This is a genomic window from Streptomyces griseorubiginosus, from assembly GCF_001514195.1.
GTDB lineage: Bacteria > Actinomycetota > Actinomycetes > Streptomycetales > Streptomycetaceae > Streptomyces > Streptomyces griseorubiginosus.
In genome coordinates this window covers 257,221-281,289 of the sequence record NZ_KQ948736.1, presented here as the reverse complement: position 1 = coordinate 281,289, position 24,069 = coordinate 257,221, and the positions used below count along the sequence as shown (strand labels likewise).

Below are 24,069 nucleotides of genomic sequence, written 5' to 3'. Positions count from 1 at the left end.
CACCGCACTCCTGGGAGTTCCCATGCCCCGCTCCGAAGCCCGCGTCGCCACCGACCGCCCGCACCGCTACGCCAAGCAGCTCGCCTCACACCTCGGGCGTCGCTCCACGACCAGCTGGGACGAGGAGAGCGGTGAGGGCAGCCTGCTCTTCCAGAACGGAGGCAGGGGCTCCCTCACCGCCACCGAGGGCGCGCTGCTGCTGACGCTGGAGACGGAGTCCGAGCACCTCGACCTCCTGGAGGGCGTGGTAGGCAGCCACCTGGTCCGCTTCGGCACCAAGGACGAACTCGTCGTCGCATGGACGCGGGACGGCGGCGAGCCGGGCACCACCCAGCGCAAGGAATCCGACTGAGCCGCGCCCACCCAGCGCAAGGACTCCGGCTGAGCGGGTCAGATCACACAGCCGACATGGGCCAGCGCCTGCTTGAGCAGCACTCCGTGCCCGCCGGGCATCTCGCTCTCCACCGCCGGTGACAAGGCCTCCTGCGGGCTGAACCACACCAGGTCCAGGGCGTCCTGGCGGGGCCGGCAGTCACCGGTCACCGGGACGACGTAGGCGAGGGACACCGCGTGCTGGCGCGGGTCGTGGTACGGGGTGATGCCCTGGGTGGGGAAGTACTCCGCCACCGTGAACGGCTGGAGCGAGGACGGGATCCGGGGCAGCGCCACGGGCCCCAGGTCCTTCTCCAGGTGGCGCAGCAGGGCGTCCCGGACCCGCTCGTGGTGCAGAACGCGGCCGGAGACCAGGGTCCGGCTGACCGTTCCGTCGGGTCCGATGCGCAGCAGCAGGCCGACGCTGGTGACTTCGCCGCTGTCGTCGACGCGCACGGGCACCGCCTCGACGTACAGGATGGGCATCCGGGCGCGCGCCTGCTCGAGGTCGTCGGCGCTCAGCCAGCCGGGCGTGGTATCGGTCAAGTCAGACATTGCTAGATCATACTTTCCGGGGACGGCGGGCGCTCAGTCGCGCCCGCCTGGTGGGACGGGGCCGGGGCAGGAAGTCCGTAGAGGCGGCGGGCGTTGTCCCCGCTCGTCCAGGCCGCGACGCGCAACGCGTCCGGCAGGCTCAGCTCGTCGGCGTCCACCCGCTCCTGGAGCAGCGCGCCCAGCCCCTGCCGGAAGGACAGCGCGCCCAGCAGATGGAACTCGGCCAGTCCGTACGCGTCCGAGCTGTAGAGGAGCTTGCGGAACGGGGTGATCTCCAGCGCCTCCGCCAGGATCGCCCGGGACCGCGCCGGGCCGACGTGGTGGAGGGTGAGACCGACGTCCAGGTACACCTGCTCGAACACCGCGGCCAGATAGGCGGCCTGCCGCTGGTACGGCCAGCAGTGCAGCAGCAGGACCGGAACCGTGCCCGCGGTCAGGTGCAGCCAGTCCGTGAGGAGGGTCGGGTCGACGCGGTGCATCCGGATGTCACTGTCGCCGAACCCGGTGTGCAGCTGGAGCGGCAGGCCGAGGTCCACGGCGGTCCACAGCAGATGCCGTACGAGGACGGGATCGGCGAGCCGGCCACCGCGCGCCAGCCACTCCCCGGCGGCGCGGGTGACCTCCTGCTCGGTGGGCCGGGCCGGGTCCAGGTCGAAGCCGGTGCGGTAGGCGGCGACCGACTTCACGGCCACCACACCGGTCCGTCCGACCGCCTCCAGGGCCGCCGCGCGGAACCCGTCGGCGTACGACCGTGCCGTCACGCCCCGCGCCGCGACCGCCTCGGCGACGCTCTCCAGCCGGACGACCTCGTACGCCGTCCCGCCCGCCGCCTCCGCCAGCTGGGCCGGGGTGCTGAGACGTTCCGGCAGATGTCCGGTGTCCACACAGAGGACGTCCGTGCCGGCGGCGGTCAGGAAGCGGCGGTCGACCTCCCGCACGCCGAGTTCGGCGCGCCGGGCCAGGTAGTCCTCGGGCGACGCGTGGCGGGGCAGGTCCAGTAGGGGTGCGCAGTGGCGGCGGACCGCCACGCCGACCGGGCTGTCGAACGGCGAGATCCCGGGCCAGGCCGCACCCTCGGTGAGCAGCGACTCGAAGCCCTGGCGGTCGAGGGCGTCGGTGACGACCCCGTGGCAGTGGTGGTCCACGAGACGGGTGGCGGCGAGGGCCTCGTGGACGGGACGCGTCTCCGCACCCCTCGGCGGTCCGCTCATGATCAGTACTTCCAGCGGTACGCCGCCGCGATCTGCTCGTCGTCCAGGTCGGCCACGGCGTCGCTCTCCCCGAACCGCACGGCGACCACGGCGTCGGCGAGGGCCGGGCCCAGCGCGGCCCGCAGCCGTTCGTCGGCGCGGAACGCCCGGACCGCCTGGGACAGCGATGTCGGCAGCCGGCGTACGCCCGCCGCGGCGGCCTGGTCGGCGGGGAGCAGGGCCGGATCGCCGGTGATCTCCCTGGGCAGCGGCATGGCCGAGGTCAGCCCGTCGAGACCTGCGGCGATCAGGCCGGTGAAGGCGAGATACGGGTTGGCGGCCAGGTCGACCGGCTTCAGCTCCAGGTTCGCGGACCGGTCGGTCAGGCCCGCCGTGCCGGTGACGATCCGGACGGCCGCCTCCCGGGTCTCCCGGCCCCAGACGCTGAACACCCCGGCCCACTGGGAGGGTTTGAGCCGTAGATAGCTGGCGGGGCTCGGCGCGGTCAGGGCGGTGAGGGCGTGCAGATGGGCGAGCACACCGGCGATGAACGACTCCGCGTCGGCGGTCATGCCGTACCGGCCCGTGCCGCCGGAGTGCAGGTTCACGCCGTCGCGCCAGGCGGAGAGGTGGAGATGGCCGCCGTTGCCGACGCCTTCCGCGAACACCGCCGGTGCGAAGGACACGACGAGCCCGTGCCGTTGGGCCACCGCCCGGATCGTCTGGCGGACGAGCACACTGACGTCGGCCGCCGCCACCGGGTCCAGCGCGCTCGTGGAGATCTCGAACTGCCCGGAGGCGTACTCGGGATGGAGCTGCTCCACCTCGATGCCCTGCCGGGCGCAGGCCGCCAGCAGGTCGGCGGTGTAGTCGCCGAGCTCGACCTGACGGACGGCGCCGTACGCCGGGCCCCACGCGGCGGGCCTGAACTCGCCGTCGGCCACCGGGCCCTGGCCCACCGCCCACTCGATCTCGACGCCCGCCCTGAAGGTGATCCGGTGCCGCTCGGCGGCCTCGGTGACGATCCGCCGCAGCACCGTGCGGGAGCAGCCCGGATGCGGCTCGCCCTCCTGGGTGATCCGGTCGACCGGCGCCCAGGCCCAGCCGGGCTGCCCGGCCAGGGCCACCAGCCGGTCGAGGTCGGGGTAGAGGCGCAGATCGCCGTCGGGGGAGCCCAGGGTGTCGGTGGTGACGATGGAGTCGTTCGCCAGGAAGGTGTCGAACACCGGCGACATGCCCACACCCCAGGCGGCCGCGGCGGGCAGCTTGGCCGTCGGCACCGTCTTCACGCGGCAGACGCCCGCCGTGTCGACGTACGCCAGGACCACACCGTGGACGCCCTTCCCGGACAGCTCTTCGGCGAGGACGGTCGCCCGCTCCACGTCACCGGGACGTCCACCGGGGACGGGGTCGGCAAGGGTGGTCATACGTCCTCCACGACGGGCTCGGCCGGATCGGGTCCCGCGTCAGGCTTTCACGGCCACCGCGCCGTACTGCGGTACCACGGCCGGGGAGTCCGAGTCGGCACGCCACCGGGAGCAGGAGACCAGGCCCGGTTCGAGCAGCTGAAGACCCTCCAGGAAGGAGGCGATGTCCGCTCCGCTGCGGGCCGTGATCGGCGGAGTGGCGTTCTCGTTCCAGAACTTCATGGCCGGGATCTGGCCCTCGCCGCCCAGCTCGGCGTCGAACGTCGGGTGCGTCAGGGCGAGATGACTGCCCGCGGGCAGCGCGGCCATGACCTCGCGGGCGATCCGGCGGGCCTCGTCGGTGTCGAGGACGAAGTTGAGGATGCCGAGCATCATCACCGCGACCGGCTTGCTGAAGTCCAGGGTCCGGGAGGCGCGTTCCAGGATGGCCGCCGGGTCGTGGACGTCGGCGTCGATGTAGTCGGTGACGCCCTCGTGGGTGCTGGTCAGCAGGGTGCGGGCGTGGACGAGCACGATGGGGTCGTTGTCGACGTAGACGATCCGCGCCTCGGGCGCGATGCGCTGCGCGATCTGGTGGGTGTTGTCCACCGTCGGCAGCCCGGTGCCGATGTCGAGGAACTGCCGGATGCCCTGCTCCTCGGCGAGGAAGCGCACCGAGCGGCCCAGGAACCAGCGGTCCGCGCGGGCGATCTCCCGGATGATCGGGAACATCCCGGCGACATGGTCGCCGACGCGCTGGTCGACCTCGTAGTTGTCCTTGCCGCCGATCCAGTAGTTCCACACACGCGCGTTGTGCGCCACACCTGTGTTCAGCCTCGCCGATACGCCCGACGGGGTGTGGCTCTCGCTCACGACAGTGCTCCTTCTCGTGCGGCCGTTGTCGCCATTGTGCCGCCCGATGATCAGCTTGTCCCGGAAACCGCGACCTGAACGCCCCGTCCGGGATGCCTCCGGACGATCAGGCGGCGACACTGGCCGGGTACGGACCCCTTGGCGCGAGGAGTGCGCATGCTGCCCGGCTTCCTCACCAGGGCGTTCGGGCTGCTGCTCGGCCGGGAGGGACGCTCGCTCCATCTGAAGGCGGCGGGCGGTGCCACGGCCGTCCTGCTCGTCGTGATGCTCCTCGGTTCCTGGGCGGTCGTCGCCGCCGAGGACGGGGCGCGGGGCGCGAACCTGACCTCGTACCCGAAGGCCCTGTGGTGGTCGGTCGAGACGGCGACCACCGTGGGGTACGGCGACTTCTTCCCGGTGACCTGGTGGGGCCGGGTCGTCGGCACGGTCGTCATGGTCGTGGGGATCACGACCTACGGCATGGTCACCGCGGCCCTCGCGACCTGGTTCGTGGCACGGGAGCAGAAGCGGCGGCACGGCCCCCACCAGCTCGGCGCGGAGACCCTGCACGCCGTCCACGAGCGCTTCGACCGGCTGGAGGAACTGCTGGGAGCGGCGAGGAAGAAGGACTGACCCGGGCCCGTCGGAGGGGTCAGCGCTTGATGCCGACGGCCCCGTACAGCGACACCGGCTCGCCGTCCTCCCGCTCGTCGGGGCGCCACTGCGACAGGGACACGATCCCCGGCTCCAGCACCTCCAGTCCCTTGAAGAGACGGCTCACTTCGTCGTGCGAACGCGCCACCAGGGTCACGCCCTTCGCCGTGTACGCCGCGATGCCCGCGTTCACCTTCTCCGGGTCGAAGTCCGCCGTCATCGCGGACAGCACCAGGCAACTGCCCGGCGCCAGTGCGTCGACCAGCGTGGCCACCAGTTCCTCGGCGCCGTCCTCGGCGGAGACGAAGTGCAGCAGCGCGATCAGCGACAGCGCGACGGGCTGGTCGAAGTCGATCACGGCCGAGGCCCCTTGGAGGATCCGCTCCGGTTCCCGGGCGTCGGCCTGGAGGTAGTGCGTCGCCCCCTCCGGCGTGCCGTGCAGCAGGGCCGCCGCGTGGGCCAGGACGATCGGGTCGTTGTCGACGTACACGATGCGCGCGTCCGGTACGGCGGACTGGGCGATCTGGTGCAGGTTCGGCTCGGTGGGGATGCCGGAGCCGATGTCGAGGAACTGCCGGATCCCCGCCTCCCGTACGACGGTCCGGGTGGCCCGTTCCATGAACCGGCGGTTGGCGCGCGCCTGCCGGGGGGCGTCGCCCTGGGCGGTGATCTGCCGTCCGAGTTCCTCGTCGACGGGGTAGTTGTCCTTGCCGCCGAGGAACCAGTCGTACACCCGGGCCGGATGCGGCCTGCTCGTGTCGATCCGCCGTCGGGCCGACTCGGTCCCGGTCACACACAGCTCCTCTGCTCGACAGGATGTGCGAGCAGTGTGCCACGACGACCCGGCTGCTAGGGACCGACTTCGGCCATGTCGGCGCCGATCGCCGGATGCGTCAACCCGGCTGCCGGCGCGGTGGGTTGGAGTGCGCACGCGGATACGCACACGCGCCCGTGTGCGCCGTCGGGAGTTCCCGTACGGCGGGCACGGGCGCGTGTGCGCGGTTCCTCACCGCGTCCGCGGGTGCGTCACGACCTGAGGGGATCGTGTCCCACGGACATCAGCCGGTGCCTGCGCGGGCTGTCCTCGGGCTCGTTCTCCACGTCGACCTCGGCCTCGACGGTCTCCACGACCTGGTACATCACCTCGAGGTCCTCGTCGGTCAGGTCCGTGCGCCGCTTCTGGAGGATCGCCAGGACATGCTGCCCGGTCGGCTCACCGGCGTGCTCCGGCAGCGGTTCCGCGGACTCGTCGGCGTCGCTCACCCGCAGCCAGGCGGCCAGTTCCTGCGAGGTCATGTTCACCGCGCGGTGGAAGTCCTCCCAGAGCGCGTCGAGTTCGAGGGCGTCGGTCATCGCGGTGCGCCTTTCGTGGGTGCTTGCGGCTCGGCTCGCGGCTGGTCAGTCCCGGGGCCAGTTCTCGGCCTCGAACATCCAGCGCTGCTTCTCCAGCTCGGCCGTGATGCCGATCAGCAGGTCCTGGGTGACCGGGTCGGCCTTCTCGGTGGCCTCGATGCGCTCGCGCAGCCTGCCGATCGCCGCCTCCAGCGTCTCGGCCACCAGCCGCACGACCTCGTCGTCCTTGATCCAGCCGTTCTTCGAGCCGGGCAGCGTGTACGCGGCCGCGATCGTCTCCGGACGGCCGTCGGGCGGCAGCCCCAGGGCGGCGGAGCGCTCCGCCACGGTGTCGGAGAAGGTGCGCGCCGTCGCCACCAGCTCGTCCAGTTGCAGATGGATGGACCGGAAACGCGGGCCCACGATGTTCCAGTGCGCCTGCTTGCCGATCAGCGACAGGCCGATCAGATCCACCAGGGTGCTCTGAAGGGCCTCCCCGGCCGTCTCGCGGGCCGAGTCGGACAGGGTGCTCTTCACCACAGTCATACCGTGCTCCTCCTTCGGGCATGGTCAGTGCCGGTACGGAGCAGCGCGTCGCGTTCCTGCTCGCAGGTACCGCCCCACACGCCCGAGGTCTGCCCGGTGCCGAGCGCCCACTCCAGGCACTCGGGGCGGACCGGGCAGCGGGCGCAGACCTGCTTGGCCGCCGCGATGTCGCGCACGGCGGGCCCCGCTGTGCCCACGGGGAAGAACAGCTCGGGGTCCTCGCCCACGCAGGCCGCTCGACGCAACCACTCCATGGAGGCGCGAGTGCCCCGGGCGTACTGGTGCAAACAGTGGTGTCTCGGAGTGTGAGCACGTCGCCGGGGACTTCCGTCACGCCCGCGAAGGCCTGGGTGTGCCTCCGCGGGAGCACCGGCAACAGGACCACTCGGCGAGACGGCACTTACCGCGGCGGTTACCTGCACTTAGCATCGGTCTCCGCATGAACACGATGACGCTCTGGCACATCTCCGGCTGGGAGTTCGCCGCGCTCGCCGCCGCGGCCCTGCTCGTAGGCTTCTCCAAGACGGCCGTCAGCGGGGCCAACACGGTCAGCCTCGCGATCTTCGCCGCCGTACTGCCCGCCCGCGCCTCCACGGGCGCGCTGCTGCCGATCCTGATCGCCGGCGACGTGCTCGCGGTGCTCACGTACCGACGGCACGCCCACTGGCCGACGCTCTGGCGGCTGTTCCCGGCGGTCGCGGTCGGCGTGGTCGCGGGCACCGTGTTCCTGGAGTGGGCGGACGACGGGATCGTACGGACCTCGATCGGCGCGATCCTGCTGCTGATGGCCGGGGTGACGGTCTGGCGGCGCCGCACGGCCGACGCGGAGGAGGAACCCGACTCGGTCGCCACCCGCGCCGGGCGCGTCAAGGCCCGCTCCTACGGTGTCCTCGGCGGTTTCACCACCATGGTCGCCAACGCGGGCGGGCCGGTGATGTCGATGTACCTGCTGTCGGCCGGCTTCCGCAAGCTCGGCTTCCTCGGTACGTCGGCGTTCTTCTTCCTCATCGTCAACGTCTCCAAGGTGCCCTTCAGCGTCGGCCTCGGCCTGATCGACGCCCACTCGCTGCTGCTCGACCTCGCCCTCGTGGTGTTCGTCGTGCCGGGCGCGTTCATCGGCAAATGGGCGGTGAACCGCATCAACCAGCGACTCTTCGAGCGACTGGTGATCGCGGCGACGGTGGTGGGGGCCGTGCAGCTGCTGGTGCGGTGACCTCGTCCGGGGCGGAGCGTGCGTCTCACGGGGCGAGCGTGGCATCTCGTACGCTGGCCGTCATGTCCCCCCACGTCCTGGTTCTCGGCGGTACCACCGAGGCGCGTGAGCTGGCCGCCGTGCTCGCGGGCCGGGAGGGGGTGCGTGTCACCACCTCCCTCGCGGGGCGGGTGGCGCGGCCGGGGGCGGTCGCGGGGGAGGTGCGGGTGGGGGGCTTCGGCGGGGCGGAGGGGCTCGCCGAGTGGCTGCGGGAGGAGCACGTCGACGCCCTGGTCGACGCCACGCATCCCTTCGCCCGCGGCATCACCGGCAACGCGGCCCGGGCCGCCGCGGCGACCGGCGTGCCCTCGCTGGTGCTGCGCCGCCCCGGCTGGCACCCCGGTCCGGGGGATCGCTGGCACCTGGTCGACTCCCTCGACGAGGCCGCGGCGGCGCTGCCCGGCCTCGGCCGACGCGTGTTCCTGACCACCGGCCGGATGGACCTCGCCGCGTTCGCCCCGCTCACCGGCCTGCACTTCGTCGTACGGTCGGTGGAGCCGCCCGAGCCGCCGATGCCGCCGCACACCGAAGTCCTCCTGGCCCGCGGCCCGTTCACGGTGGAGGACGAGTCGGCGCTCCTGCGGGCTCACCGCATCGACGTCCTGGTGACCAAGGACAGCGGGGGAGCGGCCACGGCCGCCAAGCTCACCGCCGCCCGCGAACTGGCCCTGCCCGTCGTGGTCGTACGCCGACCGCCCCTGCCGGACGGGGTCACGGAAGTACCGGATCTCGCGGGAGTCCTGCGGTGGCTGGAGCTCAACGCGCCGTGACCGAGGCCCGCATGCGGTCGATCGTGCGGAGCACCTCGTCGCGGTTCCGCGCGCGCTTGACCCACACGGGCAGCCGGGCGACGAGGGTCATCTTCCGGCCGTGCTCGTACCAGGGGTCCCGCTCGCGCAGCGAGGCGGCCACGAACCGCCGGATCAGGTCCAGATGCGCGAGGTCGTACGCCCACAGCTCCCCGTGCCGCGTCCCGGCCTGCAGCCAGAGCGGGGGCCGACAGCAGCCGTTCATGGTCCGGGCCAGCCCGCACGAGCGGCAGATCACGCGCGTCTCCGGCCGAGCCGCCCCTTCCCCGGGCGCGCTCGTCTTCCAGCGCCCGGTCCGCTCGAAGTGGGCGATCCGGTCGCAGCGCGGACACCGCACGAGGGCCGAGCGGCAGAAGTCGTAGGCCGTCGAACCGGGATCGTGGAAACGGACGGGGGCGGGGGACATGCCGTGAGTATGGCGTCCGCGCGGTCCGCCGGGCACACGGTTTTCAGGCGGCGGCGCTTTCCGCCGCCTCCCTCGTGCGCTGCGGGAGTCCGGTGCTGAGGTCCTCCACCAGGAGGCGTTTGGCGATCGTGTCCACGGCGGCGCGCAGGTCCGTGCCCGAGGGGCGGCCGATGTCCTGCTGCACCCGGTCCGCCAGCCAGTTGCCCCACGCGGTGCCGATGACCCGGGCCTCGCGCGCGCCGCCCTCGGTGTGCGAGAAGAGATGGCCCGCCCGGGTCAGATAGCCCTCCTCGACCATCCGGTCGAAGACCGGCAGCAGCACCTCGGGCGGCAGATGCCGGCGCGCGGCGATCATGCCGAGGCTGGCGTGGCCGACCATCCGCGTGTGCAGCTCCACCTGCATCACCGCCCAGGCCCCGGCGATGTCCAGCCGGGTGTCGGAGTCCCCGATGATCCGGCGCGCGGTGTCCAGGTCGGTACTGCCGATGATCTTCCCCACGGTCGCCTCCAGCACCCGCTGCGAGTCCGCCCCGGACGGTGACGCGAACCCCTCGCCCAGGTCGGTCGAGCCGGCCCGTGCGCTGTCCCGCAGTTGGACCTGCTTGAGGAACAGGGCGACGACGAAACCCAGCCCGGCCACCGGCACGGTCCACAGGAAGACGGTCTGGAGGGTGTCGGCGTACGCCTCGATGATCGGTGCGGCGACGGCCGACGGCAGTCGGTGCAGTCCCTCCGGACTGGTCGCGGCCCTGGTGACCGTGGCCGGGTCCAGGCCGCCGCCGCCCGCCCGTACGGCGGAGGCGATGCCGTCCTTGAGGTTCGGGGTCAGGGTGTTGGTGTAGATCGTGCCGAACACCGCGGTGCCGAAGGAACTGCCCAGCGTACGGAAGAAGGTGACGCCCGAGGTCGCCGTGCCGAGGTCGGCGTACTCGACGGTGTTCTGCACGGCGATGGTCAGAACCTGCATGCACAGCCCGATGCCGGTGCCCAGCACGAACATGTACAGGGACTCCAGCCAGGCGCCCGTGGACGGCCCCATCAGGGACATCAGGAACAGTCCGAGCCCCATCACCAGCGAGCCGGCGATCGGGAAGAGCCGGTAGTGACCGGTCTTGCTCACCACGTTGCCGCTGGCCACCGACGCGATCAGCAGGCCGATCACCATGGGCAGCGTCCGTACACCGGAGATGGTCGCGGAGTCGCCGTCGACGTACTGGAGATAGGTCGGCAGATACGTCATCGCGCCCAGCATCGCGAAGCCGACGATGAAGCTCAGGATCGAGCAGACCGTGAACACCGGGTTGCCGAACAGCCGCATCGGCAGCATGGGTTCGGCGGCCCGGGTCTCCACCCAGCAGAACAGCCCGAGGGCGAGGGCGCCGCCGACGAACAGGCCGATGATGACGCCGGAGCCCCAGGCGTACTCGTTGCCGCCCCAGCTCGTCGCCAGGATCAGGGCGCTGGCGCCCACCGCGACGGACGCGATGCCCAGGTAGTCGATCACCGGCCGCACGGCCGACCTGACGACGGGGATGGTGCGGGCGGCCGCGAAGACCACGACGATCGCGATCGGGACGTTGACGTAGAACGCCCAGCGCCAGGTCAGATGGTCGGTGAACAGCCCGCCCAGCAACGGCCCGATGACGGTGGCCACCCCGAACACCGCCCCGATGGCGCCCTGGTACTTGCCGCGCTCGCGCAGCGGGATGACGTCGGCGATCAGCGCCATCGCCGTCACCATCAGACCGCCGGCCCCGACTCCCTGCATCGCCCGCCAGGTGATCAGCAACGACATGTCGGAGGCGAGACCGCACAGGAACGAGCCCGTGATGAACACGATCGCCGAGACCTGGAAGACCACCTTGCGCCCGAACAGGTCACCGAACTTGCCGACCAGCACGGTCGAGACGGTCTCCGCGAGGAGGTACGACGTGACGACCCACGACATGTGCTCGGCGCCGCCGAGGTCCGAGACGATCGTCGGCAGCGCGGTGCCCACGATCGTCTGGTCGAGGGCGGCGAGCAGCATCCCCAGCATGATCGTCACGAAGACGACGTTGCGCCGGCGCGCGTCCAGCACGGGCGGCTGGTCGGCGGGGGCGGTGGCGGCGGGCGGTGCGGACTCCGCGGGGTGCTCGGCGACTGTCACAAGGGCACGATCACACCGCTGGGCCATCCGTGCATGCCGGGCGGTCCGGGCGAGTGCCTGCGTGCGGGCTCCCGCGGGACGGCCCCTTTCCGGTGCCTATTCCTACTCCTGCTTCGGATGACGGCGGAGCAGATACGTGTCCATGATCCAGCCCTTGCGCTCCCGGGCCTCGGCGCGCAGCCGCTCGATCCGGGGGGCGGCCTCGGCGATCGGTCCTGACGCGAGGATCTCGTCCGGTGTGCCTATGTAGGCGCCCCAGTAGATGTCGATGTCCTGGTCGGCGTAGGCACGGAAGGACTGGTGGGCGTCGAGCATCACCACCACGTCGTCCACGCCCTCCGGGAACCCCTCCGCGAGACGCCGGCCGGTGGTGATCTGGACGGGGCGGGCGACGCGGTTCAGGCCGGTGCGGTGACGGGCGACGAGCGCCGAGACACTGCTGATGCCGGGCACGACGTCGTAGTCGAAGTCCACCGAGCCGCGCTCCAGGATCTCCTCCAGGATGCCGAGCGTGCTGTCGTACAGCGCGGGGTCGCCCCACACCAGGAACGCGCCGCTCTCCTCCTCACCCAGCTCCTCGGAGATCAGCCGCTCGTAGATGTCGGCGCGGGCGCTGCGCCAGTCCCCGACGGCGGGGGAGTACGCGGAGCCGCCCGCCCGCCGGTCCCGCTCCGGGTCCTGGGCCTCGACCACCCGGTAGGTGCCCTCGGGTATGTGCGTGTCCAGCATGTCCCGGCGCAGCTGCGTCAGGTCGCTCTTCACCTCGCCCTTGTCCAGGACGAAGAACACGTCCGTGCTCCGCAGCGCCCGGACCGCCTGAAGGGTCAGCTGCTCGGGGTCGCCCGCGCCGATACCGATGACATGAATCTTTCGCACCCCCCGAGTCTGCCGCACCCCACTGACAGCGAGGTCACCGCGTCGGGGCTTACGGGTGCGCGGGGGTTCTCGGTGGGGGGAGAGCGGCGCCCGGCCCGTACGCCGGGCCACCGGGCTCCGTGGCACCGGTCGAGCCCCACCGGGCTTCGTGGCACCGGTCAGGCCGCGTCGGGCCCCACCGGGCTCCGTGGCACCGGTCGCGCCGCGTGGGGCCCGCGGCCGGGGGCGCGATGCTCCCGTGCCCTGCCACCCGGGCCGGTGACGGCCACCCGTCGGCTCTCCCCGCGGCACCGCCGGGGCACGGGGTCCGCGCGTCACCCCCGCGGCCGCGGCGGGGACGGCCACCCGGCGCCCCCCGGGAGCACCGCCGGGCCACGGGGCCCGCCCGTCACCCCCGCAGCCGCGGGCGGCGGGTCCGGGCGTCCACCGGTGCCGCCGTCCGTTCCACCTCCTCCGCCAGCGCCCGCGCCCACTGCGCGAGACCGGCCAGGTCCATCTCGTACGGCCGCTGCCGCCCGGCCCCCGACGCGGCCCACTCCGTCACCGCCCCGGCGCCGCGCCGCAGCAGCCTTGCGCCGCCGGTGACGTTCCCGCGGGCCGCGTGCGTGAGGCCCACGGCGAGCTGGGCCAGCCCCCGCCACAGGCCGCGTTCCTCCTCGGGGCCCGACTTCCAGGCGTCCTCGAAGACCTCGTGGGCGTGGAAGGGACGCCCGGCGTCCAGCAGGTCCTGGGCCTCGGTCACCGTCTCCCGCGGTGTGCGGACCACGCCCTCCGGCTGCCGGGCGACGCCCTCGGAGCCGTACGGCAGCGGCCGCCCGAGCCCGTCCCGCGGCCGCGCGTTGCGCGCCCGCCCTTCCTCGTCCCGGTCCCGTGCGTCGCGTACCTGCCCGTCGTCGCCCCGGTCCCGTGCGTTGCGCGCCCGCCCCTCCTCGTCCCGGTCCCGTGCGTCCGCCTGGCGTCCTGAGGATGTACTGGCCATGCCCCGATTGTCCCGCGCCCGGTGCCTGCTTCGGACGAGCCCCCGAGGTGGGGTAGAGTTCTGTACGCGCGTTCCCGCGGTCACCGCGGGTCGGCACACCGGGACGTGGCGCAGCTTGGTAGCGCACTTGACTGGGGGTCAAGGGGTCGCAGGTTCAAATCCTGTCGTCCCGACGGTGCGAAGGGTCTTCGCGGGCGAGAGTCCGTGGGGGCCCTTTTCGTACGTCCCGTGCCGGAGTGGTAGAAGCGGTCATGACCAACTCGCACTTCCCCCGCTGCTCCCGCCGCCCGGCCGGTGTCCGATGACCGCGGGCATCGACACCCCCGACCGCCGGGGCCGCACCGGACTCGACCGCACCGGCCTGGACCTGACCGGCAATCCACGCGTCAGGGTCCGGGAGGTGACCCTGCTGTCCAGCCACTGGTACGTCGAGCGGGCCACGACCTTCGACATCCAGCACGCCGACGGCAGTTGGAGCACCCAGCAGCGCGAGACCCACGACCGCGGCAACGGGGCCACCATGCTCCTGTACGACAGGGCACGCGAGACCGTCCTGCTCACCCGGCAGTTCCGCTACCCGGTGTACGTCAACGGCCACCCGGACGGACTGCTCATCGAGACCCCGGGCGGCCTGCTCGACGACGATGACGAGCACCCGGAGATCGCGGTGCGGCGCGAGGTCGTGGAGGAGACCGGGCACACCATCGGCGAGGTCCGGCACGTCTTCGACGTCTACATGAGCCCCGGTTCGGTCACCGAACGCGTCAGCTTCTACGCCGCCGAGTACGCCGCGTCGACCCGCACCCACGAGGGCGGCGGCCTCGACGAGGAGGGCGAGGACATCGAGATCCTCGAACTGCCCTTCCGCCGGGCCCTGGAGATGATCCGCACCGGGGAGATCGCCGACGCCAAGACGATCATGCTGCTCCAATGGGCGGCGCTGGAGGGCCCGTTCGCGAAGTGAGCGCAAGTGGGCACGCGGGCCCTTGACTTGAAGTGCGCTTCAAGATGAAGACTCCCGTGTGTGCCCCCGAGACGGGTACACACGGGAGGGAATCACCATGAAGTACCGCACCATCGGCACCGATCCGGCGACCCGTCGCGAGGTCAGCGTCCTCGCGCTCGGCGCGATGCTGTTCGGCTCACGGGCCGACGAAAAGACCTCGTTCGCGGTTCTCGACCGGTATGTCGAGGCCGGCGGCACCTTCATCGACACGTCCGACAACTACGCCTACTGGGAGGACGGCGGCCAGGGCGGCCAGAGCGAGGAACTGCTCGGCCGGTGGCGGCGCAGCCGCGGCATCGGCGGCGAGGTCGTCATCGCCACCAAGCTCGGCGCCCGCCCGCTGGCCCCCGGCACGGGCTACGCCGACAACGCCGAGGGCCTGTCGGCGAAGGTGATCCGGGAGTCCGCGGAGCGCAGCCGGGAACGGCTCGGCGTCGACAAGCTGGACCTGCTGTACGCGCACATCGAGGACCACGGCGTGCCGCTCCAGGAGACGGTCGAGGGGTTCGCCGGGCTGGTGGCCGAGGGCACGGTGGGCCTGCTGGGGGTGAGCAACCACGCCACCTGGCGTGTGGAGCGGGCCCGGGCGCTCGCGGCGGCGGCCGGGCTCCCCGGCTACGAGGTCCTCCAGTACGCCCACAGCCACCTCCGCCCCCGTACCGACGTCCCCGAGCCCCTGTTCCCCGACGGCAGCCTCGGGCACGCCGGCCCGGACCTGCTGAGCTATCTGCGCGCGGAACCCGGACTCACCCTGGTCGCCTACTCACCGCTCCTGAAGGGCGCCTACACCCACCCGGAGCGGCTGCCCGCGGACTTCGACCACCCGGGCACCGCGTCCCGCCTGAAGGTCCTGGCCGAGGTGGCGAAGGAGACCGGCGCGAGTGTGAACCAGGTCGTCCTGGCCTGGCAGATCGGCGGCGACCTGCCGATCGTCCCGCTGGCGGGGGTGTCGTCGGTGGCCCAGCTGGAGGAGAACCTGGCGGCGGTGGACCTGGAGCTCACGCCGGAACAGCGGGCGCGGCTGGACGGGGTCCATTGAGCGGTCAGCTCACCCCTGTGTGCCCGTGAACCGGTCGAGCAGTGCGTCCAGCCCCTCCGTCAGCCCCACCACCCCGCCCCGCTCGGCGAGGGCGGGGGCGGTCTCCCGCAGGACGGGCAGTTCCCGGGACGGCATGTGGTGCAGGCCGAGCCGGAACGCCGGATCCGACTCCTCGGGGTTGTCCACCATCGGCCGTAGCTCCACCGCCACATAGCCCAGCAGCCAGGAGGTGAACCCCCGGAAGGTCGCGGCCACCCCGGCGTCGTCCAGGCCGCTCTCCCTCAGCAGCGTGAGCACTCTCTCGTGATCCCTCAGCACAGCGAGCGGCCGGCGGGCCAGCGGGACGGCGAGCATGCGCGTGGCGAGCAGCGGGACGGCCTGGGGATGGGCGAGGCAGACGTCGTACGTCGCCCGGGCCACGCGGTGCAGTCCGGCACGCCAGGAAGGCGCCGCGGGCTCCCGGGCGAGCCGCTCCTCCAGTTCCAGGTACAGGGCTTCCACCAGCCCGTCCAGGAGGGCGTCCTTGCTGTCGGCATAGCGGTAGAGCGCCATCGCCTCGACGCCGAGCTCGGCGCCGAGGCGGCGCATGCTCAGCGCCGACAGGCCCTCGCGGTCGACGAGTTCCAGGGCGCTGGCCAGGACGCGCTCCCGGCTCAGCCGGCCGTAGCGGCCGCGGTCGCCGGCGCGGCGTGCCGGTCCTGCCGCCGCCCGGGCGCCGCCGCTCCGCTCCTCAGCCCGCTCACCTGCCATGCCTCGCCTCCAGTGAGTCGCTCCGCGCGGTGCGTTCCGCCTGTGTTGACTCTACGCATGACCCGGGGCAGGGTGTACGTATACGGCGTAAATATACGCTTTCAGGACATGAGGGCGTCTGCCCGAGCACCGCCCCCGGGAGAGCCAGAAGTGGGAGCGCGAGATGACCGTCCACCGGCTGCGGTCCCGACAGGAACCGCCGGACCACCGCAGGCCTCCCCAGGACCACCTCGAACCCGTAGCGCGCGGCGCCGACGGGCCGGCGGGACCCGACCGGCGGGACGTCCCCTTCGCCACGACCTGGATCAGCCCGGAGGCCCGGCGGGCCGCGCAGAAGGTGCTCGCCTCGGGCTGGGTCACCACCGGCCGCGAGACCGAACACTTCGAGGACGACTTCGCGGCGTACGTCTCGGCCCCGTACGCCGTCGCGGTGAGCTCCTGCACGGCCGCCCTCGAACTGGCGCTGCGCGCCCTCGCGTTGCCGGCCGGCGCGCCCGTCCTGGTCCCGGCGCTGACCTTCTGCGGAGCGGCCCAGGCCATCCTCCACGCCGGACTGCGACCCGTCCTCGTCGACGTCGACCCCGCCACCGGGATGCCCACGCCCGCCACCGTCACCGCCGCGGCCGCCGCATGCGGCCGGCCCGCGGCCATGATGGTCCTGCACTACACCGGCGCCCCCGCACCCGTCGCCGCACTCGCCGAGGCCGCCGGACTGCCCCTCACCCGCGTCGTCGAGGACGCCGCGCACGCCCTGGGCGCCACGGTGGGGGAGCGCCCCGTGGGCGGCGTGTCGCGGGCGACCTGCTTCAGCTTCTACGCCACCAAGAACCTGCCGATCGGCGAGGGCGGCATGGTCACCACCGGCGATCCGCTGCTCGCCGACCGGATCCGCCGCGGCCGGCTGCACGGCATGTCCGCCGACGCCTGGCGGCGCGCACTGCCCGGCGGGACCTGGCGCTACACCGTCGAGGAGGCCGGGCTCAAGGCCAACATGACGGACGTGCAGGCCGCCATCGGGCGGGCCCAGCTCCGCCACCTGGCCGCGTGGCAGAACCGCCGTGACGCCCTCGCCGAGCAGTACGCGGCGGCGCTGGCGGCCGTACCGGGCATCGAACCGCTGCGCTCTCCCGCGCCCGGCCGGCACGCCCGCCACCTCCAGGTCGTCCGGGTGCTCGAGTCGTACGGGACGAGCCGTGACGAACTCGTCGAGCGACTGGCCGCGCACGGCATCGGCACCTCGGTCCACTTCATCCCGCTGCACCACATGCCGTACTTCCGGCAGGCCGCGATCATCCCGCCGGGCGGCCTGCCGGGCGCCGACGCGCTGTTCCCGCAGCTGCTGTCCCTGCCCCTGTACCCGCACCTGCCCGAGCGCTCGGTCGACCGCGTCTGCGCCCACCTCGCGCGCTACGCCGCCCGCACCCGCCGTCCCGCCGGCCTGCGCACCCTGGTCATCGGCGCGGGCGAGGCCGGACGGGCGCTGGCCCGGGACCTCGCGCACACCCCGCAGTACGGGCTGGACCCCGTCGGCTTCCTGGACGACGACCCGGCCAAGCGCCGGGCGGCCCTCATCGGGGGCCTGCCCGTCCTCGGCACCCTGGAGGACACCGGCAGCGTCGTGCCGCTGCACCGGGCCGAGGCGGTGGTGGTGGCCATCCCGGGGCTGGCCCCGGCCAGGTTCCGCCGGGTGGCGCGGGCCGCCGAGGCCGCCGGGGCCAGCGTGCGCTACCTGCCGTCGTTCATCGCCGCGCTCCGGCGGGACGTGGTCGGCGACGACATGCGGGAACTGGACGTGCGCGCGCTGATCGGCCGCGCCGAGATGCATGTCGTCAGCCCCGAGGCCGGCGCCACGATCGCCGGACGGCGGGTCCTGGTCACCGGTGCCGGCGGCTCGATCGGCAGCGAGCTGTGCCACCAGGTCCATGCCTTCGGCCCCAGCCGCCTGTTCCTCCTGGACCACGACGAGTCGAACCTGCACCGGCTCCAACTGGAGCTGCACGGCGACGCGTTGCACTCCGACGACATCGTGATCTCGGACATCCGCGACCGCCCCCGCATCGACCAGATCTTCCGCCGGCTGCGCCCCGAGGTGGTCTTCCACGCGGCCGCGCACAAACACCTGCCGCTGCTCGAACTGCACCCCTGCGAAGGCGTGAAGTCGAACGTGCGCGGCACCGAGAACCTGGTCCGGGCCGCCACGGCGGCCGGCACCGCGCGGTTCGTGCTGATCTCCACCGACAAGGCGGCCGACCCGGTGTCGGTGCTCGGCGCCACGAAACGGCTGGCCGAGCTGATCGTGCACCGCGCCCAGCGCAGCGCCCCGCCCGGGACGGTCTTCGCCGCCGTCCGCTTCGGCAACGTCCTCGGCAGCCGGGGCTCCCTGCTGTCGGTCGTGGCCCAGCAACTGGGCGCCGGCTCCCCGGTGACCGTCACGCATCCCGACGCGACCCGCTTCTTCATGACCGTGGAGGAGGCCGTGGGCCTGGTCCTGGAAGCGGCGCGGATGGCCCGCGGCGGCGAGGTGCTGGTGCTCGACATGGAGCGCCCGGTGCGGATCGTGGACCTCGTCCGCGGGTACGCCCGCTCCCTGCACGTCCCCGACGTCGACATCCGCTACACCGGTCTGCGCCCCGGCGAGAAACTCAACGAGACGCTGTTCGCCAGCGGGGAGCAGCACAGCCGCACCGCCCACCCCCGCATCCTCGCCGTCACCTCCCCGGACGAGCACACCGCCGACCTCGGCCGGCGCCTGCCCGAGCTGTACGCCGCCGCCGACAGCGGCGACACCGACGAGGTGCGCCGCGTCCTCGCCGACCTGCTGCCCGGCTTCCCCGCCCCGGCACCGGCCCCCGAGCCGCACGCCGGGCTGGCCGACCCGTACCCGGACGACTTCTGATGCCCGCGCCCCGCCGGTGGCCGACCTGGGAGCCGAGACCGCGAGTGCGGCGCCCCCGCCACCTGCTGCGCCGCGTCCTCGTGGTCGCGCTGGTCACCGTCCTCGCACTGCTGGGCCTCGGGGCGGGCGGCTTCTGGTGGGCCACCGAGCACTACGGCGACCAGGTCACCCGCATTCCCGACGCCTTCCCCAAGGGCCCCCGCCCGCCCAAGCCCCCCGGCCACGACGGCGGTACGACCTTCCTGCTCGCCGGCGTCGACAGCCGCTCCCGGCGCCCGACCACCGGCAGCGACGCCACCGGCCCGCTGTGGAAGTACGGCGCACAGCGCAGCGACACGCTCATGCTGGTGCACCTCAGCGGCGACGAACGCAGCGCCTCCACCCTGTCCCTCCCCAGGGACAGCTGGGTCCCGATCCCCGGCCACGGCTCGGCGAAGATCAACGCCGCCTTCTCCTGGGGCGGACCGCCGCTGCTCATCCGGACCGTGGAGCAGCTCACCGGCACCCGCGTCGACCACTTCGGCGTCATCGACTGGCACGGCTTCCGCGCCCTCACCGACGCCGTCGGCGGCGTCCCCGTCACCATCGAGCGCGATACCTACGACCCCGAGCAGCACCGGCACTTCACCGCCGGCACCCACGTCCTGAACGGTGAACAGGCGCTGGCCTACGTCCGCCAGCGGCACGGCCTGCCCGGCGGCGAACTGGACCGCATCAAACGCCAGCAGCAGTTCCTGCACAGCCTCGTCGGCCAGGTCCGTGCCGACATCAGCGTCACCGACCCGCTCGCCACCGACCGCATGCTCGACGCGATCACGCGCGCGGTGAGCGTCGACGACCGGATGTCGAACGGCGACCTGCGCGACCTCGCCTTCGGGCTGCGTCACCTGGACGCGGCGAAGACCCGGTTCGATACCGCGCCGATCATCCGGTCGGAGATGATCCGCGGCCAGTACGCCCTGATCCTCGACCGGCCCGCGCTGCGCGCACAGGTCCGCGCCCTCGAAGCCGGAGACCGCCCGGTAAAGGAACCCGCCACCGCGAGGAGGTAGTCCGTTGACCAGCGTGCCCACGAGGGCGACCAGGCGCGTCCTCGTCATCTGCCAGCTCGACGCCTACGCCAACGGCGTGAAGCCCGTCGAGATCCAGCGCTTCCTGCGGCAACGGGGGCACGACGTACGTCTCGTCGACACCTACCACTTGAGCAGGTCCCGGCGCGCCCCGGCACGGCTCGCCGGCCGACTCCCCGCACCCGGCCTCCGCAAGGCCGCCCTCTACGCGACCGAGGCGACCGCGGCCGCGCTGACCCGGCGCTGGCGCTTCGGCCGACGGCACCTGTCCTACTACCTGCTCGTGGCCGACCACCGGCTGCGGCGCGCGATCCTCAGACGGGAACTGCCCCTCGACGACTTCGACCTGGTGATCTGCGAGACCGTCTACGACGCCGGGGTGCTGACCGAGGCCACCTCGGCCCGCACGCTCTACGACGCCCCGGCCCCGTGGGCGGACGAGGTGTACTTCGACGGCAGGGTGACCGAACGGCAGCACCACAAACTGCGGCGGCTGGAGACGGCCCTCTTCGAGGGCGTCGACCATCTGGCCCTGCACTGGGACTCGTACGCGCGCTACGCGGTCGAGCACTACGGGATCAGCGGGCGCAACCTGATGTCACTCAACTTCGGCTGCGCTCCCTCGCCGCTGCGGGCGGAGTTCGCCGCGCCGCCGCGCATCGTCTACCTCGGCAACGTGACCGCCGGCTTCAACAACCCGGCCCTGCTCTCGCGCCTGGCCGCGCTGTACCCCCGCATCGACGTCTACGGCGGCCCCCCGCCCGACCCCGCGCTCGGCCTCCACTACCTCGGCTACGCCCCCTCGACCGACGTGCTGCGGAACTACCAACTGGGCCTGGTCACATGCAGCGAGGACCAGCTGCGCCGGGAGGGATTCTCCTCGAAGCACGTCCACTACCTGTCGTACGGCCTGCCCGTGCTGGTCCCCTCCTGGCGGCGCCATCTGGACCTGCTGCGCGGCTCGGTGCCCTACACCGAGGACACCTTCCGTGCCGTCGTCGAGGACCTGGGCGAGGAGCGCCGGTGGCGGTCGGTCAGCGACGAGGCGTACGCCCAGGCCGAGCGTCTGAGCTGGGACGAGACCCTGCGCCCGCTGGAACGCCTGCTCGGCGACGACCCCCATCCCTCCAGGGACTCGACATGGACCTGAACGCCTATCGCCGTCTGCTGCGCCTCCACTGGGTGGCGATCCTCCTGCTGACGCTCCTGGGCGCGGCCGCCGGGGCCGCGGTGGCCCAGTCGCAGTCGCCGGTCTACGCGGCCAAGGCCCAGATGCTGGTGACCGTCTCCGCCCCGGGGGAGGACTCCAGCCAGGCCTACCAGGGCGCGCTCCTCTCCCAGCAGCGCGCCAAGTCGTACACGACCCTGCTGACCGGTCAGTCCGTGCTGCGGCAGCTCACCGACCAACTGGGGCTGCCGTACTCGGTGGAGCACATGAAGAGCCACATCACGGCGGACAACCCGACCGACACCGCGGTCATCGACGTCACGGTGAGGGACCGCTCGGCCCGGCAGGCCCGGGAGATCGCGCAGGCGTTGGGACCGGCGTTCTCCAGGATCGTCTCGTCCGCGGAGAACTCCGGGCAGCAGGGCGACGGGAAGGCACCCGTGATCAACGTCAGGACGCTGGAGCCCGTGCAGCTCCTCGACGGACCGGTCTCCCCGCACAAGGACTTCGACATCCTCCTCGGGCTCGCCGTGGGCCTGTTCCTCGGGCTCGTGTGGGCGGTCGGCCGTGAGGTCACGGACACCCGGATCCGGGACGTCCAGGACCTGGAGCAGAACACGGACGTCGACGTCCTGGGCGTCCTGCCCCGGGGCGGGCGGAACCGGGACCTCGAGTTCCGGACGGGGCTGCCCGACGCGCCGGTGCGGGCCCAGGCCTTCCGGTGGCTGGCTCTGACGACCGAGATCCCCGCCCGCGGTGCCGGGGCCCGGGCGTACGTGGTGACCTCGCCCCTCGGCGGGGAGGAGCCGGCCGGTGTCGCCGCCGGGCTGGCGATCGCCCTGGCCGAGAGCGGCACACGGACGATCGTGGTCGACGCCCAGCGCTCCCGCGTCCAGCTGGCCGATCTGCTCGGCTTGTCGTCCCCCTGGGCGCTGACGGACGTCCTGGACGGCCGGGTCTCCCTCGACGAGGCCCTGCGGACCTGGCACGACGACGTGCCGCTGCGGGTTCTCGCCGGGCGCGTCGCGGAACCCGGCGCCGACACCCCGCCGCTGCGCCAGGCGGAGGTCGCCGACCTGCGCGGCCGGCTCACCGCACGGGCCGACGCCGTGGTCTTCCTCGCACCTTCCGTGCTGACCCGGAGCGACGCGACGGTCGTGGCCCGGGCCGTGGGACAGGTGATCCTCGTGGCGGAGGCCGGGGTCACCCGCGTACCGGACTTCGTCCAGTCGGTCCAGCGCCTGCGCTCGGTCGGCGTGGGCGTGCTGGGCGCCGTGCTCAGCGGGGAGCGGCGGCGGCGCAGCAGGCCGTACGTACCGGCGGTCTCCCCGCCCGCCCGCCTGAACGGGCGTGATGTGCGCCGTGAGGACCGCGGCAGGTCCCACACGGCGGAATGGTCCCCGGGAAACGGCGGCGGTCCCCGGCGCGCCTCGAAGGCGGAACCCCGGTGAGGACGCATGGGACCCGGAGCGGGGCCGGCTCATGACGACCGCGAGCGCACCCGCCCGCCCGGCCACGGGGGCCGGTCCCGGCGCACGCCCCCGCGTCCTGCTGATGCTGGTCCTGATCGCGGCCGCGATGCCGGTGCGCGTGCTCAGGTCCGTGCCGGGGATCGACTCGGTCTCCGTGCTGGACATCCTGCTGGCCGTCGCCGCGCTGACCCTGTTCCTCGACCTGGCCTGCGCACCCCTGGACCTGGGATACCCGGGGCTCTTCGCCCTGCTGTGCGTCCCGGCGGCCGTCTGCGGCCTGTCGATGCTGTGGACGCAGGACCCGGGCGCGACCTTCCGCGCCACGCTCGTCTACGGGGAGGGCGTCGTCGCCTACCTCTTCGTCGTGCGGGAACTCCGGGACGCCTCACCGGACCGCGTCATGACGTACATCAGGCGCTACGCCTGTCTGCTCGTCGTGCCCGCCGTGCTGCTCCTGCTGCGCGTGCCCGGCTTCGGTCCCGAGGAGCCCGGGCTGCCCACCGACTCCGACCGCTACCTCTCGTACTACACGAGGCTGTCCCACCCCGCCCTGGGCCCCTCGAACAATCTCGCCACCGTGCTGGCCTTCTTCGTCCCGCTGCTCCTGTACTGGGGCCATGTGCGGCACGAGCGGTGGTTCACCGTGGCCGGGTACGTCACGCTCGCCGCGGTCCTCGGCACCCTCTCCCGCGGGGTCGTCCTCGGCCTCCTGACGGCAGCCGTCCTGGCGGCCCTGGGAAGCCTGCTCCGCAGCCGGTGGGCGGGCGGCCGGGTGTTCGGAAAGGCCGTCGCCGCCCTGGCGGTGGCCGTGATCGCCGTCGCGCTGCTGTACCGGCTGCTCCCGCACACCCTGGTGGCCAGCCGGTTCAGCCCGGCCAACGTCCTCATCCGCTCGGAGTTCGCCGTCGAGGCCGTCGAGAAGATCGCCGAGCGGCCGTTCCTCGGCTACGGCGGGGGAGCGGCCCCCGACGGCATGGCGGACCTCGCGCGGGTCCACGACACCTATCTCCAGCAGATGGTGTACTTCGGGGTCCTGCTGGGCGCCCTGGTCTCGCTCGTCCTGGCCGGGACGGCCGTGTTCTTCTTCTCCCGGTGGCGCACCAGCGGGCCCGCCCGGGTCGTCGGGTTCACGCTCGTCGCCCAACTCGTCGTCTTCGCGGTCGAGTCGAGCTTCGAGGGCACGGTCCTGCGGGTGCTCTTCTACCTCTCCCTCGGGCTCGCCACCGCGCTGGTCCGCGCGTCCGAGAAGGACCCGGGCGGGCCGCCGCCCTCCGGCACAAGGAGCTGACG

Annotated in this window: 24 protein-coding genes and 1 tRNA gene; 12 read left to right on the top strand and 13 right to left on the bottom strand. The window is 72.8% G+C overall.

All coding sequences use genetic code 11. The features are described from left to right. The first annotated feature begins 22 nt into the window (after window positions 1-22). On the top strand, window positions 23-352 hold the full coding sequence (locus tag AQJ54_RS13945; RefSeq protein ID WP_030315293.1) for a DUF2218 domain-containing protein: 330 nt from the start codon (window positions 23-25) through the stop codon (window positions 350-352). Between the two features lie 38 nt (window positions 353-390). Here the strand turns inward: AQJ54_RS13945 and AQJ54_RS13940 are convergent, their stop codons facing one another. From AQJ54_RS13940 to AQJ54_RS13925, 4 genes are read right to left on the bottom strand one after another with little or no spacing between them, the layout of a single operon-like run. Beyond that, window positions 391-927, bottom strand: coding sequence for an NUDIX hydrolase family protein (locus tag AQJ54_RS13940; protein WP_107121061.1), 537 nt, complete (start codon window positions 925-927; stop codon window positions 391-393). 2 nt (window positions 928-929) lie between these two features. Next, on the bottom strand, window positions 930-2,138 hold the full coding sequence (locus AQJ54_RS13935) for an amidohydrolase family protein (RefSeq protein ID WP_062237481.1): 1,209 nt from the start codon (window positions 2,136-2,138) through the stop codon (window positions 930-932). Window positions 2,139-2,140: 2 nt separating this feature from the next. Beyond that, window positions 2,141-3,544: a glutamine synthetase family protein gene (locus tag AQJ54_RS13930; protein ID WP_062237479.1), complete on the bottom strand. Its 1,404-nt coding sequence runs from the start codon at window positions 3,542-3,544 to the stop codon at window positions 2,141-2,143. Between the two features lie 39 nt (window positions 3,545-3,583). After that, window positions 3,584-4,396, bottom strand: a complete 813-nt coding sequence (locus tag AQJ54_RS13925; protein ID WP_062029309.1) for an SAM-dependent methyltransferase — start codon at window positions 4,394-4,396, stop codon at window positions 3,584-3,586. 156 nt (window positions 4,397-4,552) lie between these two features. Between AQJ54_RS13925 and AQJ54_RS13920 the strand changes: the two genes are divergently transcribed. Then, entirely contained in the window at window positions 4,553-5,008 is a 456-nt protein-coding gene (locus tag AQJ54_RS13920; RefSeq protein ID WP_062237477.1) for a potassium channel family protein, read from the top strand. Window positions 5,009-5,027: 19 nt separating this feature from the next. On the opposite strand, the gene AQJ54_RS13915 is transcribed toward AQJ54_RS13920, so the two are convergent. The 4 genes from AQJ54_RS13915 to AQJ54_RS13900 form a co-directional block, all read right to left on the bottom strand. Next, window positions 5,028-5,822, bottom strand: coding sequence for an SAM-dependent methyltransferase (locus tag AQJ54_RS13915; protein ID WP_062029313.1), 795 nt, complete (start codon window positions 5,820-5,822; stop codon window positions 5,028-5,030). A gap of 233 nt (window positions 5,823-6,055) precedes the next feature. Further along, on the bottom strand, window positions 6,056-6,382 hold the full coding sequence (locus AQJ54_RS13910; RefSeq protein ID WP_062029315.1) for a DUF3140 domain-containing protein: 327 nt from the start codon (window positions 6,380-6,382) through the stop codon (window positions 6,056-6,058). 45 nt (window positions 6,383-6,427) lie between these two features. Beyond that, a complete protein-coding gene (locus AQJ54_RS13905; protein WP_062237475.1) occupies window positions 6,428-6,907 on the bottom strand; it encodes a Dps family protein in 480 nt (159 codons plus the stop codon). Beyond that, the gene (locus AQJ54_RS13900) at window positions 6,904-7,161 is read right to left on the bottom strand and encodes a WhiB family transcriptional regulator (protein ID WP_062238615.1); all 258 of its coding nucleotides are present in this window, start codon (window positions 7,159-7,161) and stop codon (window positions 6,904-6,906) included. Before AQJ54_RS13900 ends, AQJ54_RS13905 begins: the two co-directional genes overlap by 4 nt. A gap of 185 nt (window positions 7,162-7,346) precedes the next feature. Between AQJ54_RS13900 and AQJ54_RS13895 the strand changes: the two genes are divergently transcribed. Then, complete coding sequence (locus tag AQJ54_RS13895; protein WP_062029318.1) at window positions 7,347-8,120, top strand: sulfite exporter TauE/SafE family protein; 774 nt, start codon at window positions 7,347-7,349, stop codon at window positions 8,118-8,120. A 62-nt stretch (window positions 8,121-8,182) separates the two neighbouring features. Further along, window positions 8,183-8,929, top strand: coding sequence for a cobalt-precorrin-6A reductase (locus AQJ54_RS13890; RefSeq protein ID WP_062237473.1), 747 nt, complete (start codon window positions 8,183-8,185; stop codon window positions 8,927-8,929). Here AQJ54_RS13890 and AQJ54_RS13885 read toward each other — a convergent pair. The 4 genes from AQJ54_RS13885 to AQJ54_RS13870 form a co-directional block, all read right to left on the bottom strand. Further along, entirely contained in the window at window positions 8,916-9,374 is a 459-nt protein-coding gene (locus AQJ54_RS13885) for a hypothetical protein (protein ID WP_062237471.1), read from the bottom strand. The genes AQJ54_RS13890 and AQJ54_RS13885 overlap by 14 nt on opposite strands. Window positions 9,375-9,417: 43 nt before the next feature. Then, the gene (locus AQJ54_RS13880) at window positions 9,418-11,550 is read right to left on the bottom strand and encodes an MDR family MFS transporter (protein ID WP_107121060.1); all 2,133 of its coding nucleotides are present in this window, start codon (window positions 11,548-11,550) and stop codon (window positions 9,418-9,420) included. Between the two features lie 75 nt (window positions 11,551-11,625). Then, window positions 11,626-12,399 carry a precorrin-6A synthase (deacetylating) gene (cobF, locus tag AQJ54_RS13875; protein WP_062237467.1) on the bottom strand — a complete coding sequence of 258 codons (774 nt, stop codon included), beginning with the start codon at window positions 12,397-12,399 and terminating at the stop codon, window positions 11,626-11,628. 388 nt (window positions 12,400-12,787) lie between these two features. Beyond that, window positions 12,788-13,378 carry a DUF309 domain-containing protein gene (locus AQJ54_RS13870; RefSeq protein WP_062237465.1) on the bottom strand — a complete coding sequence of 197 codons (591 nt, stop codon included), beginning with the start codon at window positions 13,376-13,378 and terminating at the stop codon, window positions 12,788-12,790. A 99-nt stretch (window positions 13,379-13,477) separates the two neighbouring features. Here AQJ54_RS13870 and AQJ54_RS13865 point away from each other — a divergent pair. From AQJ54_RS13865 to AQJ54_RS13855, 3 genes are all read left to right on the top strand, one after another. Further along, window positions 13,478-13,551: transfer RNA gene (locus AQJ54_RS13865), tRNA-Pro, on the top strand. 128 nt (window positions 13,552-13,679) lie between these two features. Further along, window positions 13,680-14,342, top strand: coding sequence for an NUDIX domain-containing protein (locus AQJ54_RS13860; RefSeq protein ID WP_062237463.1), 663 nt, complete (start codon window positions 13,680-13,682; stop codon window positions 14,340-14,342). Window positions 14,343-14,439: 97 nt separating this feature from the next. Next, the gene (locus tag AQJ54_RS13855) at window positions 14,440-15,423 is read left to right on the top strand and encodes an aldo/keto reductase (protein WP_062237461.1); all 984 of its coding nucleotides are present in this window, start codon (window positions 14,440-14,442) and stop codon (window positions 15,421-15,423) included. A gap of 9 nt (window positions 15,424-15,432) precedes the next feature. Here the strand turns inward: AQJ54_RS13855 and AQJ54_RS13850 are convergent, their stop codons facing one another. Continuing rightward, entirely contained in the window at window positions 15,433-16,173 is a 741-nt protein-coding gene (locus AQJ54_RS13850; protein WP_062237459.1) for a TetR/AcrR family transcriptional regulator, read from the bottom strand. 163 nt (window positions 16,174-16,336) lie between these two features. Between AQJ54_RS13850 and AQJ54_RS13845 the strand changes: the two genes are divergently transcribed. Genes AQJ54_RS13845 through AQJ54_RS13825 form a run of 5 tightly spaced genes read left to right on the top strand, consistent with a single transcriptional unit; the run spans window position 16,337 to window position 24,067 of the window. Further along, on the top strand, window positions 16,337-19,069 hold the full coding sequence (locus AQJ54_RS13845) for a DegT/DnrJ/EryC1/StrS family aminotransferase (protein ID WP_062237457.1): 2,733 nt from the start codon (window positions 16,337-16,339) through the stop codon (window positions 19,067-19,069). Between the two features lie 44 nt (window positions 19,070-19,113). Further along, window positions 19,114-20,121, top strand: a complete 1,008-nt coding sequence (locus AQJ54_RS13840; protein WP_062237455.1) for an LCP family protein — start codon at window positions 19,114-19,116, stop codon at window positions 20,119-20,121. Window positions 20,122-20,125: 4 nt separating this feature from the next. Further along, window positions 20,126-21,289, top strand: a complete 1,164-nt coding sequence (locus AQJ54_RS45625; protein WP_062237453.1) for a glycosyltransferase family protein — start codon at window positions 20,126-20,128, stop codon at window positions 21,287-21,289. After that, window positions 21,280-22,758, top strand: a complete 1,479-nt coding sequence (locus AQJ54_RS13830; RefSeq protein WP_062237451.1) for a tyrosine-protein kinase domain-containing protein — start codon at window positions 21,280-21,282, stop codon at window positions 22,756-22,758. Before AQJ54_RS45625 ends, AQJ54_RS13830 begins: the two co-directional genes overlap by 10 nt. Window positions 22,759-22,789: 31 nt before the next feature. Continuing rightward, window positions 22,790-24,067: an O-antigen ligase family protein gene (locus AQJ54_RS13825; protein WP_062237449.1), complete on the top strand. Its 1,278-nt coding sequence runs from the start codon at window positions 22,790-22,792 to the stop codon at window positions 24,065-24,067. The last annotated feature ends 2 nt before the right edge of the window (window positions 24,068-24,069 follow it).

Coding starts and splice junctions, on each gene's coding strand:
- AQJ54_RS13895 (WP_062029318.1), top strand. CDS start 7,347: ATGAACACGATGACGCTCTGGCACATCTCCGGCTGGGAGTTCGCCGCG.
- AQJ54_RS13855 (WP_062237461.1), top strand. CDS start 14,440: ATGAAGTACCGCACCATCGGCACCGATCCGGCGACCCGTCGCGAGGTC.
- AQJ54_RS13885 (WP_062237471.1), bottom strand. CDS start 9,374: ATGTCCCCCGCCCCCGTCCGTTTCCACGATCCCGGTTCGACGGCCTAC.
- AQJ54_RS13830 (WP_062237451.1), top strand. CDS start 21,280: ATGGACCTGAACGCCTATCGCCGTCTGCTGCGCCTCCACTGGGTGGCG.
- AQJ54_RS13900 (WP_062238615.1), bottom strand. CDS start 7,161: ATGGAGTGGTTGCGTCGAGCGGCCTGCGTGGGCGAGGACCCCGAGCTG.
- AQJ54_RS13945 (WP_030315293.1), top strand. CDS start 23: ATGCCCCGCTCCGAAGCCCGCGTCGCCACCGACCGCCCGCACCGCTAC.
- AQJ54_RS13910 (WP_062029315.1), bottom strand. CDS start 6,382: ATGACCGACGCCCTCGAACTCGACGCGCTCTGGGAGGACTTCCACCGC.
- AQJ54_RS13870 (WP_062237465.1), bottom strand. CDS start 13,378: ATGGCCAGTACATCCTCAGGACGCCAGGCGGACGCACGGGACCGGGAC.
- AQJ54_RS13890 (WP_062237473.1), top strand. CDS start 8,183: ATGTCCCCCCACGTCCTGGTTCTCGGCGGTACCACCGAGGCGCGTGAG.
- AQJ54_RS13930 (WP_062237479.1), bottom strand. CDS start 3,544: ATGACCACCCTTGCCGACCCCGTCCCCGGTGGACGTCCCGGTGACGTG.
- AQJ54_RS13845 (WP_062237457.1), top strand. CDS start 16,337: ATGACCGTCCACCGGCTGCGGTCCCGACAGGAACCGCCGGACCACCGC.
- AQJ54_RS13935 (WP_062237481.1), bottom strand. CDS start 2,138: ATGAGCGGACCGCCGAGGGGTGCGGAGACGCGTCCCGTCCACGAGGCC.
- AQJ54_RS13850 (WP_062237459.1), bottom strand. CDS start 16,173: ATGGCAGGTGAGCGGGCTGAGGAGCGGAGCGGCGGCGCCCGGGCGGCG.
- AQJ54_RS13905 (WP_062237475.1), bottom strand. CDS start 6,907: ATGACTGTGGTGAAGAGCACCCTGTCCGACTCGGCCCGCGAGACGGCC.
- AQJ54_RS13860 (WP_062237463.1), top strand. CDS start 13,680: ATGACCGCGGGCATCGACACCCCCGACCGCCGGGGCCGCACCGGACTC.
- AQJ54_RS13940 (WP_107121061.1), bottom strand. CDS start 927: ATGTCTGACTTGACCGATACCACGCCCGGCTGGCTGAGCGCCGACGAC.
- AQJ54_RS13920 (WP_062237477.1), top strand. CDS start 4,553: ATGCTGCCCGGCTTCCTCACCAGGGCGTTCGGGCTGCTGCTCGGCCGG.
- AQJ54_RS13825 (WP_062237449.1), top strand. CDS start 22,790: ATGACGACCGCGAGCGCACCCGCCCGCCCGGCCACGGGGGCCGGTCCC.
- AQJ54_RS13880 (WP_107121060.1), bottom strand. CDS start 11,550: ATGGCCCAGCGGTGTGATCGTGCCCTTGTGACAGTCGCCGAGCACCCC.